General features: G+C 66.0%; 8 protein-coding genes and 1 tRNA gene. 4 read left to right on the forward strand and 5 right to left on the reverse strand.

What is annotated here, in order from left to right; genetic code table 11:
- The first annotated feature begins 31 nt into the window (after positions 1-31).
- From ASF60_RS04515 to ASF60_RS04525, 3 genes are all read left to right on the forward strand, one after another.
- Entirely contained in the window at positions 32-2,290 is a 2,259-nt protein-coding gene (locus ASF60_RS04515; RefSeq protein ID WP_156633860.1) for a hypothetical protein, read from the forward strand.
- 80 nt (positions 2,291-2,370) lie between these two features.
- Complete coding sequence (locus ASF60_RS04520) at positions 2,371-6,198, forward strand: phage tail tip lysozyme (protein ID WP_056181061.1); 3,828 nt, start codon at positions 2,371-2,373, stop codon at positions 6,196-6,198.
- Positions 6,199-6,309: 111 nt separating this feature from the next.
- Positions 6,310-6,708 carry a ribonuclease H family protein gene (locus ASF60_RS04525; RefSeq protein WP_056181064.1) on the forward strand — a complete coding sequence of 133 codons (399 nt, stop codon included), beginning with the start codon at positions 6,310-6,312 and terminating at the stop codon, positions 6,706-6,708.
- 98 nt (positions 6,709-6,806) lie between these two features.
- On the opposite strand, the gene ASF60_RS24260 is transcribed toward ASF60_RS04525, so the two are convergent.
- The 5 genes from ASF60_RS24260 to ASF60_RS04545 form a co-directional block, all read right to left on the reverse strand.
- Positions 6,807-8,282 carry a hypothetical protein gene (locus ASF60_RS24260; protein ID WP_156633862.1) on the reverse strand — a complete coding sequence of 492 codons (1,476 nt, stop codon included), beginning with the start codon at positions 8,280-8,282 and terminating at the stop codon, positions 6,807-6,809.
- An 87-nt stretch (positions 8,283-8,369) separates the two neighbouring features.
- Complete coding sequence (locus tag ASF60_RS04530; RefSeq protein ID WP_056181068.1) at positions 8,370-10,079, reverse strand: site-specific integrase; 1,710 nt, start codon at positions 10,077-10,079, stop codon at positions 8,370-8,372.
- A 97-nt stretch (positions 10,080-10,176) separates the two neighbouring features.
- A tRNA-Ser gene (locus ASF60_RS04535) sits at positions 10,177-10,266 on the reverse strand.
- 155 nt (positions 10,267-10,421) lie between these two features.
- Positions 10,422-12,554, reverse strand: coding sequence for a glucans biosynthesis glucosyltransferase MdoH (gene mdoH, locus ASF60_RS04540; RefSeq protein WP_056181274.1), 2,133 nt, complete (start codon positions 12,552-12,554; stop codon positions 10,422-10,424).
- Between the two features lie 23 nt (positions 12,555-12,577).
- Entirely contained in the window at positions 12,578-14,170 is a 1,593-nt protein-coding gene (locus tag ASF60_RS04545; protein WP_056181071.1) for a glucan biosynthesis protein, read from the reverse strand.
- Between the two features lie 378 nt (positions 14,171-14,548).
- Between ASF60_RS04545 and glmU the strand changes: the two genes are divergently transcribed.
- Positions 14,549-15,940: a bifunctional UDP-N-acetylglucosamine diphosphorylase/glucosamine-1-phosphate N-acetyltransferase GlmU gene (gene glmU / locus ASF60_RS04550; protein WP_056181074.1), complete on the forward strand. Its 1,392-nt coding sequence runs from the start codon at positions 14,549-14,551 to the stop codon at positions 15,938-15,940.
- The last annotated feature ends 102 nt before the right edge of the window (positions 15,941-16,042 follow it).

Consider the following 16,042-nt stretch of genomic DNA (forward strand, 5'->3'; position numbering starts at 1 on the left):
CCCTCACGTCCACATACAGGACCCGTAACCCATGGCCCTTCAATCAGGTCTCACGCCCTTCCGCGAAGACACGCCCGAACCCGAGCGCGCGCGCCAGACCGTGCCTCTTCAAGACCCTAACTTCCGTGCCCCTGGGCTCGCCCCTGTGGCGGCCCCCGTCAGCACCTTCAACCGCGCCCTCTCGGCTCCCCAGGACGACAACGCTAACCGGCTCGCGGCGGCCCTCTCGGACATCAACCCGAGCCTCCAGCGGTTCGCTTCCTCGATGGCCGAAGAGGGCAAGGACGACGTCTCAAGCTCCGTCCAGGCCAAAATCCTGAAGGTGGGCGGGGACCCGAAGAAGGTCGAAGAGCTGATGGCCTCGGACCCCGAGATGCAGGCGGGTCTAGGCAAGGCCGCCGCCTCTCGCCGCCTCGGACAGCTCCTGGCGGCCCAGGCCGTGAACGAGGCCAAGACCAAGTACCAGACCGACTTCGACCGCGTGAACGGGGACCTCGGAGCCCTGACCGCGGAGACCATGAAGCCATACATCGACAAGTACGGAGAGGACCCCGTCTTCCGTAAGCAGTTCGTGGATGACGTCACCCCCGGCATCGCCTCGCTCCGCAACTCGGACGCACAGACGAAGGCCCAGGACGCCTACACGCGAACCCAGGATGACCAGTCCAAAATCTTCCTCGGCATTGTCTCGAAGGCCCAGGACGCCGGCAAGGACCCCAAGGCCACCGCCGCGGATGTCGTGAAGGAGTTCTACGGCAATGAGAAAATCCTCCGCATGCCCTACGCGGACCAGCAAAAGGCCCTCGTGCCGGTGGTCCGGGCGCTGGCCGAACAGGGCAAGTATGACGTGGTCCAGGCCCTCGCGGAGACCGAACGCAACGGCGAGAAGCTCCTCGACAACCCCACGGTGGGCCCCAGCATCGCCCAGGCGGTGACCCATGCGCGCTCCCAGCGGGACAAGCTGACGAAGGACGCCACGGTCGCGGACCGGCAGGACGACTACGCCCGCTTCCAGAACGGCGAGGCCACCCCCGAGGACGAGCAACGCATCCTCGCACTGGCCCGCAAGAAGGACGGGAGCATTGATGAGGGCACCGCGAACGCCTGGGTCCAGACGAACCGGAACCAGCGTGAAGCGGCCCAGGCGGCGGCGAAGAAGGAAGCCGAACGGGTCCAGCTCATGGACCGCCTGAACTCCCAGGAGGCCCAGCTCTCCAGCATGGGCGTGGAGGCCGTCCGCGGGGGTAAGGTCTTCAGCCTCCCCCAGGTGACCGTCCTGAACAAGAAGGGCGAGGAGGAGACCCTCGGGGGCGACAAGTTCCGCGAGCGGGCCTTCTCGGACTTCGAGGAGTGGTCCACCCAGTACGCCCAGCAGAAGGGCGAGAGCTGGGACCAGACGGTACTCCGCGAGGCGCCCATCTACGCCCAGAACGGCTACGCCCCGAAGAAGTGGAAGGACACCCTCGCCCAGGGTGGCGCGTCCATCGCGGCGTCCGCCCTGTCCGGTGAGGCTCCCCCCGAGGCGGCCCAGCGGGGCTACGCGATGTACAAGCTCCTCCACGCCAACAACGCGCGGCTCCTGAACGACCTCGTCCCGAAGGACCAGAGGGACTTCTACGAGGCGTGGAGAGTCGGTGAGCAGGATGTGGGGCTCACCGCTGAGAAGGCCCTTCTCCATGCAGCGGAGGCCAACGCGGACCCCAACAACCGCCTGAAGCGCCTCTCCAGCGTCACCACGCGGGAGATTAAGGACAAGGTGGCCCAGCTCGGCGGAGGCTTCCGGTCCCTCTTCGGTGGTCCCTCCAGTCCCGACAACATCGGAGAGATGGGCGCCACCGTCCAGCGGCTCGCGGAGAACTACGCGGTGCTCGGCCTCGGGGCTGAGAAGGCCGTGGAGCGAGCCGTCCAGCGCGTCCGCGACACGCACGTCCAGGTGAATGGCTCCTGGATCGATGCCAGTGACCGCCGGATACCCCCAGGGTTCCCCGAATTGGCCGGTGACGTCCTCGCCTCCTACGCCGCCAAGCACGGCAAGGCGGAGGGCCTGGAGGCTTCGGACCTGACGGTTAGAAGTATGGGCGGCGGGGGCAACGCCTGGAAGATTGTTCGCCGCTCTGACGGTGTCCCAGTCGATGACCAGCGGGACGGCGTGTTCGTCCTCACTGACCTCCTGAAGGCACGCGCCCTCCGCGACGATGCGGCGGACGAGAAGACCCTCGGACGGATGCGGAAGAACGCGACGACGCCCCCGCTTCCGCGCCTCGAAGAGCGGGACCCGAACACCCCCTAAGCGGGCCCCTTTTCCAACCCCGAACAGACCCCCACCGCGGAGCCACCCGGCCCGCGGAACGAGCACCCATGAGGTAACCAATGGCTGACAGGCAGAGCGAAGCCTACGAGTTCTTCAAGCGCAAATGGACCCCCGTTCAGGCTGCCGCCATCGTTGGGCACGGCATGGCCGAGAGCAACCTTGATCCGGGCATCGAGGGCGACAGCGGCGCGGCGTTCGGCGTCTTCCAGCACAACGACCGGAAGCCGGCGCTGCTACGTTACCTGGCGGAGCGGGGTCTCAAGCCCAACGACTTCCAGGGTCAGCTTGAGTTCGCCCAACACGAGCTTGAGACGTCCGAGAGCTACGCTGCCAGCCAGCTCCGCTCCGCCACCAGCATCGAGGCCGCCACCGCCGCCTTCATGCACTTCGAGCGCCCGAGCGGGTACTCTCGCGCCAACCCCACCGCGGGCCATAACTGGGCCGGGCGGCTCGCCAACGCGAAACGCGTCTATGACGGGTCCGCCTCCTACCCGGCCATCAGCGTTGGGACGGTGCCGGGAGAAGCGGTCACGGCCTCGCCCAGCCCGGCGAAGGTAAACTGGAGCGACCCGGTCCAGCCTAAGTCCCCCGTCAATGACGTAGAGATGGCCGCCTACCGCCAGCAACAGGCGGACGGAGCCAAGCCCTACGGTTTCGGTGAGGGGCTCTGGGAGGCCACCAAAGACGCTCAGACGATGACGTGGCTCCTGAAGGGGAGCACCGAACTACTCCCGGACCCGACCTGGAACCCCTCGAAGGAAACCCTTCAGGCGGCCCAGGAGGGCATCCCGAAGCAGTACCAGGACCAGCTGGGGGCGGCGTCCTCCCAGGCGCACCTTGAGCAAATCCGGTCCAACATCCTGGACGACGTGGAGCGCGAGAAGCGCCTCGATGCGATGGGGTGGACCGGAACGGGCATCCGCGTGGGTGCCGCGTTCACGGACGTCCTGGGCCTCGGGCTCACCGTCCTCGCCCCCGAGATTGGCCTCCCGGCGAAAGCCTCACGGTGGGCCGCGGCGGGCGTTCGGGGTGCCGAGGGCGCGGCGATCAACGCGGCGCTGGAGGTCCCCAGGGTCATGGAGAAGCCCACGGCCCATGGCTCAGACATCCTCTGGGCGGCCGGCGCAGGGCTCGCCCTCGGTGGTGCGTTCGGTGCCATCGGCCGGAACCCGGCGATTGCCGAGGAGGCCGGCGAGCTGACCCGCATTGGCAAGTCCATGCAGAAGCACGCGGACGCCGAGGACGTGGCCGGCAAGCAGCTCACCACCCCCACGCTCGGGGGAGGGGACATGACCCAGCTCGGGGGCACCGCTGGTGCGGCCCGAACGTCCGCCCGTGAGGCGCTGACGGTGGGTGCTGAGGACTGGGCCCACGCCGCCGTGGATGAAGCTATCGCCCGCTCCTGGAAGCCCGGCTGGCGCTGGGACCTCGCGGGCAAGGGCAAGGGCTCCGACAACGCCGCCACACGCGCCTTCATGGGGTCCACCGTCACGGACGTGGTGGGCAACGCCGACAAGGCGAAGGTGGCCGGGCGGACCGCCGAGGAGTACCAGAAACAAGTGGAGTTCGATTTCGGCATGATGTCGGACAAGGCCCACACCGAGGGCTTCGAGAGCTACGCCAAGCGCCTGGAACTTCCCCGCGGACAGCGTGACGAGGCCCGCGCCGCGTTCAACGCTGAGGTCACGGAGGTCTTCGACAACCGGGTTCCCGGAAGGGACTTCTCACCGGAGGCCGTAGCGACCGCCGAGAAGCTCCGTCAGGGCTACAAGGGCCTCCTGGAGCTGGCACAGAACCCAGGCCGCCTCGACGGGTCCACGCGACGCCCTGTGAAGGGCTTCGAGGAAATCCCCGCTGACCTGAACTACCGGCCCAACATCGCCAACCACGAGAAGATTGACGCCCTCACCACCCGCTACGGTGACGACGCCATCCGCCAGTTCCTCTCCACGGCCTTCAAGGCGGCCAACCGCGAACTTCCGGACGACGTGGCTGAGGCCATGTCCAAGGGCTATTTGCGGCGCCTCCGCGAGGCCACGGCGGGCATGACGAGCGTTGACCGTATGATGCACGGCAACGACCTGGAGGGGCTCCAACGGGCCCTTGGTGACCTCGACCTGGACGACGCGGCCCGCGAGGCTGTCATCCGCGCGGTGACCCCGAACCCGGACGCCGGGGGCGGCATCGCCCGGTCCAAGCGGCGGACCCTCTACGAGAACACCTTCGAGATGCGGATACAGGCCCGTGACGGGTCTTGGGACACCATCCGCATGAAGGACCTGTTCCACGATGACAGCCACCTCCTGTTCAACAGCTACGCCCGGCAGATGAGCGGGCAAATCGCCATGTCGATGGTGGAGGTGAAGAACCCGCTCCACCACCCGGTCAACAACCCGGATGCCCCCACACACCTCATCGACGGCATCACGAGCCGTGAGGACTTCGACAAGGTGGTTCGCGACATGCGCGCTACCTGGGACGCCCGCACGGACCTTCCGCACGACAAGCGGATGAAGCTGGCGGACGCCGACCAGAAGCGCATGGAGTTCGTCTACGACCGCGTCACGGGTGTCCCGGATCAATTCGACCGAACGACGCTCGGCCGCGGTCTCCAGGTGCTCCGGGACTACAACTTCATCCGGGTCATGAACCAAGTCGGCTTGGCCCAGATTGGCGAGACCCTCGGTGTGGTCACCCAGCTCGGCGTGAAGGCGGCCCTCCAGGGCATCCCGACATTCCGCGCCATGACCCGCGATGCCATGACCGGGGAGCTGAACTCGGCCTTCGCGCGTGACATGGAACAGCTCTCAGGCTACGGCGCAGACTGGTTCCGGGACGGCTTCAAGGGCCACGTAGAGGACGCCTCTGGGGTCCTCATCAATCGGTCCGCCCAGTCCAACGCCTACAACGCCACCCAGGACGTCCTCCACTCCGCCAAGCGCGTCACGAACGTCATCTCGGGCATGGCCCCGATTGACACCATGGCACGCCGCTGGGCGTCCGCGGCCATCGTCATGAAGATCATGAACGCCGCCGTGAAGTCGGAAGGCTCGGCCAAGGTCCAGGGCCTCAACGTGGGCCGCATGCGTGCCCTCGGACTTAGCGATGAGATGGCCCAGCGGGTCTTCGCCCAGATACGCGCTCACTCCTACCGCGAGGAAGTCGGCTCCACGGGCCGCAAGTACGTCCAGGGCGGCTTCCGTGAATGGCAGGACCAGGAGGCTCTAGCGGCCTTCCGCGGTGCCGTGTGGCGGTGGTCCCGAAGCGTCATCCAGGAGAACCACCTGGGACAGGGAAGCGTCCTTCTCGGGAGCGCCATGGGCCGGACCATCTTCCAGTTCCGGTCCTTCATGCTCGGCGCCTACACCAACCAGTTCCTCCGCGGCATCCATCACATGGACTTCAACACCTTCGCTACGTGGGTGATGACGTCCACCGTGGGGTCCATGGTCTACGTGGGCCAACAGCACCTCAACACGCTCGGCCGGGCGGACCGTGAGAAGGTCCTGAAGGAGAAGCTCTCGCCCAAGTCAATGGCCGCGGCGTGGGTTCAGCGGGGCGAGTGGTCATCGATCCTCCCAACGCTACTCGACAGCGGGGCGGACCTCACGGGGTTCCCGCACCTCTTCGATACCCGCGCCTCTGGGACGGCCTCTGCCATCGTTGGGAACCCGTCGATTGACCTCGCGAACAGCTCTTTCAAGGGCATCGGGGGGATTGGTCGGGCGGTTCGCGATGGGGGCTGGAGCCAACCCGAGGCACGAACGGCGGCACGCCTTCTGCCGTACTCGAATGCGCTTGGTATGGTGCCGTTGCTCAACACGATGATCAGCACGCTACCCGAGCACAAGCCGCGCAAGGCTCATGGCGATGGGGGTCTCTGGTGACCTCCCGACACCCCACGCGCTGAACGGCTCACACCGCACGACACCACAAACGAAGCAAAACCGAGAGGGGCCGCCAACGGCCTCTCTCACCATGCCCGAACAGGACCTTCTATGACCGAAGCACCAACCCGAAACATCTACGTTGCCATCTGGGGCATCTGCCAGGGGAACCCCGGACCGGGCGCCTATACGGCCACCATCCAGAACATCGATACGGGCGCCGAGAAGCGCCTTCAGGGCCGCGCGGGGTCCACCACAGCCAACCGCATGGAGCTGACGGCGGCCATCGAAGGGCTGAACTTCCTCCGCCCCGGTGCCGTGGTCACGGTCATCGCGAACAGCGAGTACGTGGCGAAGGGCATGAACGAGTGGCTACCCGGCTGGAAAGCGAAGGGGTGGCGCACGGCAAGCAAGAAGCCGGTGCAGAACGCGGACCTCTGGGGGAAACTGGATGCCGCCGCGGGGAAGCATGAGAGTGTGCGCTGGGTGGTGGGGGAACGGACCAGGTGACATCCACACCACGGCATCCCAAAGCCGCCTTCTAGAAACGCGGTGGTAGAAAATGTGACCGACTAGCCAGTGCCGCCCCTCGAAATAAAACAGTAAAATTAATTATCTCCATTCCTGTCTAAGGCTATCTTCTTCCTTCTTTGTTTCCTATTACCGCCCTCAACAGAATACCTAGACACATTTGGTGGATCAAAAACGGTTCTTGGGCTGGTCTCATCCAATATTTTACCTTCAGTTTTTATTCTCATTGCTAATTCCTGATCTTGATTAGTCCACTCCCTGAAATCAAAACTCATAAAATCTTCGCTTCTTCGTAACTTGCGCTTACCAGACTCGGTTACCAACCCATAGACATAATTTATGCTTGGATTTAGCGCCTTGACAACATAGGCGTATGCCTGAAGCATGTTTTGTCTGGCGATCCTAAAAGCATGGTGAGTTTGATGCGCGGTTCGGGAAACTAGAAGAAAAACAAATTTTCTATCATCGTACACTGAACTCAAAACCAAACTTGTCCTCATGTTTGGAGGCGTAGTCGCAACTTTTTGGAGGATGGCCTGAGCGAACATGCTACGATTGACTCGTGATTCAGAAGCTAAAAATCTGATATTATGCTCATGAGAGGCGAAAGAGTAATCACTGCCGTACGCAAGCGTTCCATCTATTATATTAGTTGAGACGTTTTCAATAAGCTTATCGATCAAATAGCTTGGTGCCATAAATTCTTTTTGGAACCTATATAAATCGCTTCGTATAAATTCGTCCCAAAGTCCTTCGACTATTACTATCGCACTATTCCCCGCTTGCGGAAAACTCGATAGATCGAAGGATGGACCGCCGCCCGCTCGAAAATTCCTGAGATAAAAACTCAGCAATTCTTCTTCACCATGGCAGATTGCTACTTTAGAAGAGGAAAGAAATCTTTCTTTTTCTTGAAGATAATTTACAAAATCATATATAGTGTCTAGTTCCGAAAGAACGATATCTAAGGTTACATCATCGAATATATGCACAAATCCGCTTTCAGGATTTGGTTGTCCAACGCGGAATGGACCACAAAGCGCGTCACTGTTACAATGTTGATCGCCTATAATCGAGGGTACAATCATAAGACTGCCGCGACTTCCACCTCCATAGTATTTCTCAGCTCGCCTACCTGCGCCAAGAGCTACAACAATGCGATGTATCCTGATTTCATCAGCACTTGGAAGATTAATCGGGAATTTATTTGTGCATTTATTATCTACGTATATACGGTCTGGATACCTGTTAATCCACCGCTCTGCTCCATAAATCTGCTCAGCAGACTTTTTGACAGCTCTCTTATACCACCTATTCCAATCTAATTGAACATCTCCCGAGTCGGGAACATCACACGACTTATCAGAGAAAATCACAACATCACGACCGAAGACTACCAGCAAATCACAAAGTTCTTTGCCTTGAGGATTGCTCCTACTGACTCCCCGATCTGTAAATGGGTTTGAATAGCTCCATAAACTCAAGAAAGAGCTTCGACAAATTTCCGAAAGGTACTGCTCCGAAGGTGTCAATCCGCCCACTGTCTTATCCATAGCTTGTCAGAAAACATCCATGTCTACACAATTCGCACTACGCAAAACGCGTTTTCATAAAAATACAGTACTGCAAATACTTGTTATTTAAGACTTACTAGTCTGATGCAGCGCTGATAAATCAAGCCCCTCATAATGAACCTTCTCAATCTCTCGGTAAAGAGTTACGGCCTTCAGGCCCTTCCCGTAGATAGACTCCTCTCCATCACTGTCTCTTCGCCATCCTCCAAGGGCACGGACCCGCTCAAGGCTAATCTCGGCTTCCCGTAACGCATCCCGATAGTTGTGCCTGAAGCTATGAAACGAGACCCCCGTCACGGCCATGTCGAGCTTCCCGAGGAAGCGTCGCTTGTCGTTGAACCACTTCGAGAACGGCCCTGAGAGGTAGCCCAGCGCATCCGGCTTCAGCTCTGAGAAGAGACGCCGCTCACCCTTCGCGCGCATCCTCGCGGCGAACTCCAAGAACCCGATACGCTGAAGCTCGGGGTGGACCGGCACGAACCGTTTTCCGGCCTCGGTCTTCACCCGCTTCTTGTCCGCCTCATCGGCCCCAGGCTCCCCGGCATCGTCAATGAGGATGACCGGCGCGCCCTCCAGCTCCGTCACATCATCCACCCGGAGCTGGCAGCACTCGCCCAGGCGCATGCCCGTCCAGAGCGACAAGAGGGGCACCCAGAAGCGCCCCCTACGGATCACGTTTGGTCCCGGCTTGGCGTAGCCCTCCTCATCGTCCTGGCAGCCCGTGTAGAGGGGCGCGTTGAAGATGGCTTGGAGCTGCGCCGTGCTGAACGGCTGGCGGAGGTCTCGCTCATCCCGGTCATCCGGCAGCGCCAGCCCCTCGGCCGGATTGCGGACCACCCGCCAGTTCTTCACGCCCCACTTGAACAGGGCCGAGAGGTTGTGGAGGTAGTTGTTGACCGCCGCGACCCCGAGGCGCTCCAGCTTCTCCGCATCAGCCACCTTGGCAGCATCCTCTAGGGACAGCTTCGGGAACCGCTGGGTAGCGTTCCTAGGCAGGCGCATGACGACGTTTCGGATGCGCTCACAGTCCACCCGGTGAACGCTGTCCACGGGCGTGTCAGGACCTAGCAGCTCCCGCATGGCACGGAAGACTGTCTGGTAGGTCTTCAGGGTCCCCGCTGTGCGGCTCCTGGTAGGGTCCGCAAGGTAGGCGACAATCAGCTCCTCAACGGTGCAGGAGCGGGCTGTAGAAGCCGCTGAGGGCAGGGCAGGGGTATCGACTACCTCACCCGCGTTCCGCTCTTGGAGGGCCTTGGCGTAGCGTTTCTGGGCCTTCAGCATCGCATAGGAGAGGCGGCCCCACGCCTCCGTCCCTGGGCGAACGCTCATCCCTTGGGACTGAAGGACCTCCTCCATCTCGAAAGCCATAAGGCCCTGGTCACCGCGGGCGAGGGCAACACCGCCGCCAGCCTCCAGGATGTCCGCGGCCTCTGTCTTCTTCCGAAGCTCCCGCTCAGAGAGCCCAGAGCGGCGCCCTTCCTCGTCCTCCTCAAGGACCCAGGAGAGCCAGACGGAGGCGAGGCGCTCGGCCTCAGCCACCGAGAGGTCATCAGCGCGTCCCTTCAGGAGGCGCCGAGCGGCGTCCAGCTCCCGGTCGAACTCCACGGACTTGAGGCGAGCGCGGCGTACAGCCTCAGCCCTGTCCGAAGTCCCCAGGGCAATCCACTTCTGACCGCTACGGCCACCGGGAATCACCTCACGAAGCTCAGGGGGCACCCAAGCGCGAAACGAGTAGGTGCCGGTCTTGCGTCGAACGAGGCGGGTCTCAAGGCCCATCGGGGAGGGTCACCTGTAGCAACAACCTGTAGCAGGGATGTCGCCTAACCCTCTGAAAGTCAACGCTTCTAGCCCCAGCAAGGGCTTAGGAATATACTGGCGGAAGGGGTGGGATTCGAACCCACGGTGGGCTTTCACCCACGGCGGTTTTCAAGACCGCTGCCTTAAACCACTCGGCCACCCTTCCGTCCGGGCGGTTCTATCGGAGATCGGGCGCCGCGGAAATCGAAAAACGCGCCGATCGGGGATCGGCCAAGTCCAGGGATCGGCCGAGTCCGAGGATCCGGCAAGTCCCGGGGATTGGCCAGCCCTGGAACAGACCACATCCCAGGACCGGGCGTGTCAGGGCGCCAGGCGGGTGAGGCGATCGAGGAGGGCGCGGTCGTGGAGGAGGGCCATGCGCTCCTTCGGGGTGAGCCAGGCCTGGGCCTCGGCGAGGGCGTCGGCCTCCACCACCTTGGCCTGGGCCAGCGCGCGGTCCGGGTCGATGGCGCCGCGCGGGCGCGGGGCGGTCTCGGGCAGCATCATGGCGTGGGCCTGCGCCAGGCCGGCATCGGCGTGGAGCGCCCGGAGCGCATCCGCGTCGTCGAGGCCGGCCTCGGCGTTGCGCCGGCTGAGGGCGCCCGCCTGCACGGCGATGGTCGGGGGCGTGCGCTCCTCCGGGGTCATCAGCAGGCCGAAGCGCTTCAGGGCCAGCCCGAGGCCGAGCTGGCCGCTGGCCCAGGAGATCGGGATCGCCAGCACGAGGCCCAGGATGGTGGGCGACATCCAGAGGAACAGCGAGGTGGCGATGGCGAAGGCGGCCACGCCGGTGATCAGCCCGAGGGCCATGTGCCAGCGGTGGCGCCGGACGATGTCGGCCCAGGGGATCGAGCCGTCGTCGCGTCGCTGCGGGTTCCAGCCGGTGTCGCGGCCGAGCAGGATCTGGAACACCGAGCCCGACTGGATCAGCATCGCGATCGGGGCGATCAGGGCCGAGAGCAGGATCTCGATCAGGCTCGAGAGCACGAGGCGGATGGCTCCGCCGCAGGCCCGGCGCACCGGCCCGTCGATCAGCGCGAGGGCCAGTCCCAGAAACTTCGGCGCCAGCAGGATGCCCATGGTCAGCCCGAAGAGCTGGAGCGCGCGCACCGGGTCGAAGCGCGGCCAGACCGGATAGAGACCGAACTCGCTCGTGAAGTATTCCGGCCGCACATAGGCGGTCTGGAACACCAGGGCGATACCCACCACCAGCTGGGCCAGCCACAGGGGCGAGGCGACGTAGCCGGCGATGCCGGTGGCGAAGTGCTGGCGCGAGGCGAGCGCCAGGCCCGCGGTGCCGATGATGCGGCTGTGCTGGAGGTTGCCCTGCGCCCAGCGCCGGTCGCGCACCGCGACGTCGATGAGCGAGGGCGGGCTCTCCTCGTAGGAGCCGGGCAGCGCCGGCAGCATGGTCACGCTCCAGCCGGCCCGCCGGATCAGCGCCGCCTCCACGAAGTCGTGGCTGAGCACGTGGCCGCCGAAGGGCGGCTTGCCCTTCAGGTCCGGCAGGCCGCAGGCTGCCGCGAAGGCGCGGGTGCGGATGATGGCGTTGTGGCCCCAGTAATTGCCGTCGCGGCCGGACCAGACCGACAGGCCCGTGGCGATCACCGGCCCGTAGATGCGCGCGGCGAATTGCTGGACGCGGGCAAACAGCGTGTTGCGGTTGATGATCAGCGGCAGCGACTGGATGATGCCGGCATCCGGGTCCGCCTCCATGGCGGCGGCCAGATGGACCACGCAGGCGCCGGTCATCAGGCTGTCGGCGTCGAGCACCAGCATGTGGTCGTAGGCGCCCCCCCAGCGGGCGACGAAGTCGCCGATGTTGCCGGCCTTGCGATGGTGGTTCTTCGGGCGGTGGCGATAGTAGAGCCGGGGCTCCGCGCCCCAGCGGGCGCGCAGATCCAGGAAGGCGCGCTCCTCGGCGATCCAGGCATCCCCTTGGGTCGAATCCGACAGCACGAAATAGTCGAACGCGTCGCCGTGGCCGGTGGCGTCGATCTCGGACCGCATCGCCTCGAGGCCCGCGAAGGTGCGGGCGGTGGCCTCGTTGTAGACCGGCATCACCACCGCGGTCCGGGTGGCGAGGTGCGACGGCAGGGGCGGGGTCTTCAAGCCCCGCAGCAACACGAGGAAGCCCAGGATCGCGCCCGTGAAGGCCAGCGCGATCCAGGAGAAGTTCAGGGTGAAGAGCGCGAGCAGCACGTATTGCAGCGCCGTGGTGCCGCCCGAGACCGCCACCACCTCGTACATCTGCATCGCCCCGTAGGCGGTCAGCAGCGCCGCCCCGCCGAAGACGAAGGCGCGGGCGAGCCAGGGCCTGCCGTGGCGCACCGGCCGGTGGCCGGTGGCCGGGTCCCAGCGCACGAGGTCCTGCACCGGCATCGGCAGCGGCGCCTCGGGCGGCATCGCGGGGGCGAAGGAGGCAGCGGTCGGGGCTGCGACCGGCGCGGCCACGTCGGGGGAGAGCGGGGATGCGGTCACGGGGTCCAACGGTAGAGCCAGGTTTCGGTCAGAGGCGTGCCGGCGCGCTGCAGGGCGAGCCGCAATTCGCAGGACTTCCCGCCCTTCGGGTCGAGCTCGAAGGCCACCCGCAGGGTGTCGCGCTCGGGGTAGCGGTACAGGGTGCTCGACGTGATCGCCCCGGAGACCGCGCTCAGCTGGGTCTGGAGGTCGTCGGGGGCGGCGAGCCCCTGGCCCGTGAAGTCCACCAGGAACAGGCGCCGGTTCTCGGGCCCGCGCCCGCTGCGGGTGCCCGAGACCAAGGCGACGGGCGGCGGCTCGGGGGGCTGCCAGCACCAGTGCTGGCGGTAGCTGAACGGCATCTCGGCCCCGGCCGCGAGGGTCGCCTTCGGGCGCCAATAGGCCAGCACGTTCTCGTTGAACTCGGAATCGCTCGGGATCTCGAGAAGCGTCACGGCGCCGGGCCCCCAGGCGCCGAGGGGCTCGAGCCAGAGCGAGGGGCGCCACTCCCAGTGCTGCACGTCGTCCTGGAAGTCCCTGTAGTCGCGCGCCCGCTGCATCAGGCCGAAGCCTTTCGGGTTCTCGTCCACGAAGGAGGAGATCTGCAGGGTCTCGGGGTTGTGCACCGGGCGCCAGATCGCCTCGCCGGCGCCGGTGCGGATCTGCAGGCCGCCGCTGCTGTAGGCGCCGGCCCGGGCATCGTCGGACCCGCGCCGGTCGTGCGGGCCGAACAGGTAGCTGGTGGTCATGCCGCCCAGGCCCAGATGGTCGATGGCGGCGCGGGCGAAGACCGTGCCCTCGACGTCGCAGAGCGAAGCGTCCCCGGCGCGCAGGCTCATGCGCAGGGCGGCCGTGGCGGAGGGGGAATCCACCAGCGCGTGGAGGACGAGGGGGCCGCCGGGACCGGGCCGCTCGATCCAGATCGCGCGGAATTCGGGGAATTCCTCGCCCCGGGCGTCGGCCGGGCGCAGGGTCAGCGCCCGCGCCGTGACCCCGAACCCCTGGCCGGTGGCGAGCAGGCGAAAGAACGACGCCCCCTGGAACATGGCGAAGTCGCTGAGGTCGCCGCCCCGGAAACGGGCGCGGATGCGAAAGCCCGAATAGCCGGGGTCGTCCTTGAAGGGCGGGAGCGCCACGCCCTCGGTCTCGAACCGCGCCGGATCGTAGGGCAGGGCGCGCACGGTGCCGTCCTCGATCAACGCGAGCGCCACGCGGGAGCGGAACACCGAGCCGCGATGCAGGGGCTCCAGGGTGAAGCCCAGGGCCGCCTCGGCCCAGACCGCGCTGCCGGGTCGGGTGCGGATGGCGGCGTATTGCTCGCGGTTGAGGCCCGCCAGGGCTTCGGGCAGGTCGTCGGTGCGCGGCGCCGCATAGGCGCGCTTGGCCAGGGCCCGGGCGAGGTCGGTGACGAGTCCGGGCTGGAACGGCGTGCCGTCCGCCGGAAGGGCGGGGGCCTCGTCGGCGGCGGCGGCCCCCGGCAGGGCCGCGAGCCCGCCGGCCAGGGCCGCGAAACCGACCTGCCGCAGAACGGTGCGGCGGCTGGGGCCGGTGCAGCCGCCGGGGCTGCGGGCGGACGGGTCGTCGAGGAGATCCGGGTTCGGCGGCGTCATCAGGTCCGTGTGGTCGGCGCGGGCGCGCGGAAAAGGCAAGGGCGTTGCAAGGGCGTTAAGGCGAGGGCGTTGGGGATCGGGACTTGCGGAGGTCGAGGTTCGTATGTGTCTACCATGCCGAGCCCTGAACCGGGGGTTAAGCCGTCCCGAACCGCGCCGGTCAACGCCGAAAGCGTCCGGACCGTTCGGCCCGGGCCGGGTCAAAGCTTAGTCGCAAGATCCGATCACGCGACGGATACTGCCGAAAGACGGCGGCAGGTCCGCATCGATGCAGGTCCCCATCGATGAAGCCCGTCCCGATCGCGCCCGGACTTGAAACAGCCCCATCCGCGCTTTAGCCGACGGGGAGCAACAGCTTGGCCCGCGGCGGACCCCTCGATGACCGATCAGACGACCCGGAACGCAGACCGCAGCCTCACCGCCATCGTGCTGGCCGCCGGCAAGGGCACGCGGATGCGCTCGGACCTGCCGAAGGTGCTGCACCGGGTCGCCGGCCGGACCCTGCTCGGGCACGTGCTGACGGCCGCGCAGGGGGCCGGCGCGACCCGGATCGCCGTGGTGGCGGAGCCGGGGCAGGCGGCGGTCGCCCGCGAGATCGCCACCCTGGCACCCGGTGCCGCCGTCTATCCGCAGGCCGAACGCCTCGGCACCGCTCACGCGGTGCTGGCCGCCCGGGCCGCCCTGGAGGCGGGCGACGACGACGTGGTGATCGCCTTCGGCGACACGCCGCTGATCACCGCCGACACCCTGGCGCGCCTGCGCGCGCCGCTGGCCCAGGGCGCGGCCGTGGCGGTGCTGGCCTTCGAGAGCCCGAATCCCACCGGCTACGGCCGGGTGCTGACCGACGGGGACCGCGTGCTGGCGATCCGCGAGGAGAAGGATGCGAGCCCGGCCGAGCGCGCCGTCACCCTGTGCAATGCCGGCCTGATGGCCCTGTCCGGCCCCCATGCGCTCTCTCTCCTGACCCGCATCGGCAACGCCAATGCGGCGGGCGAATACTACCTGCCCGATGCGGTCGCCCTCGCGGTGGCGGACAGCCTGCCGGTCGCGGTGGTGCCGGTGGCGGAGGCCGAGGCGCAGGGGGTCAACGACCGGGTCCAGCTCGCGGTGGCCGAGGCCGAGATCCAGGGGCGCCTGCGCCGCGCCGCCCAGATCGCGGGGGCGACCCTGATCGCGCCCGAAACGGTTTTCTTCAGCATCGACACGGTGTTGGGCCGTGATGTTCTGGTGGAACCTCACGTGGTGTTCGGGCCCAACGTGACGGTCGGCGATGCGTGCGTGGTGCACAGCTTCTCGCATCTGGAGGGCGCCACCCTGGCGGCCGGCGTGCAGATCGGCCCCTATGCCCGCCTGCGCCCGGGAGCGGTGCTGGAAGCGGGCGCCCGCATCGGCAACTTCGTCGAGATCAAGAACGCCCGGATGGGCGCCGGCGCCAAGGCCAACCACCTGACCTATGTGGGGGACGCCGAGGTGGGGGCGGGGGCCAATCTCGGGGCCGGCACCATCACGTGCAACTATGACGGGGTGAACAAGCATCGCACCACGATCGGGGCGGGGGCCTTCATCGGCTCGAACACCGCGCTGGTGGCGCCGGTCAGCGTCGGCGCCGGCGCCATCGTGGGGGCCGGCTCGGTGATCGCCTCGGACGTGCCGGAGGAGGCCCTGGCGGTCTCGCGCGGGCGCCAGCGCACCCTGCCCGGCTGGGCGCCGGGCAAGCGGGCGGCGCTCCAGGCGGAGAAGGTGGCGCGGGCCAGGAAATCGCAGCCGTGACGCCAGCGTGGGATTCGTCCCGGCCGACCAAGGCTGCAAGCCCTCGTTCAGCATTGTCGGGGCAGGCTCCAGACCGGGCTTGGCAGGCTCCGGACGGGCTTT

It is taken from the genome of Methylobacterium sp. Leaf113 (assembly GCF_001423325.1).
Taxonomy (GTDB): Bacteria; Pseudomonadota; Alphaproteobacteria; order Rhizobiales; family Beijerinckiaceae; genus Methylobacterium.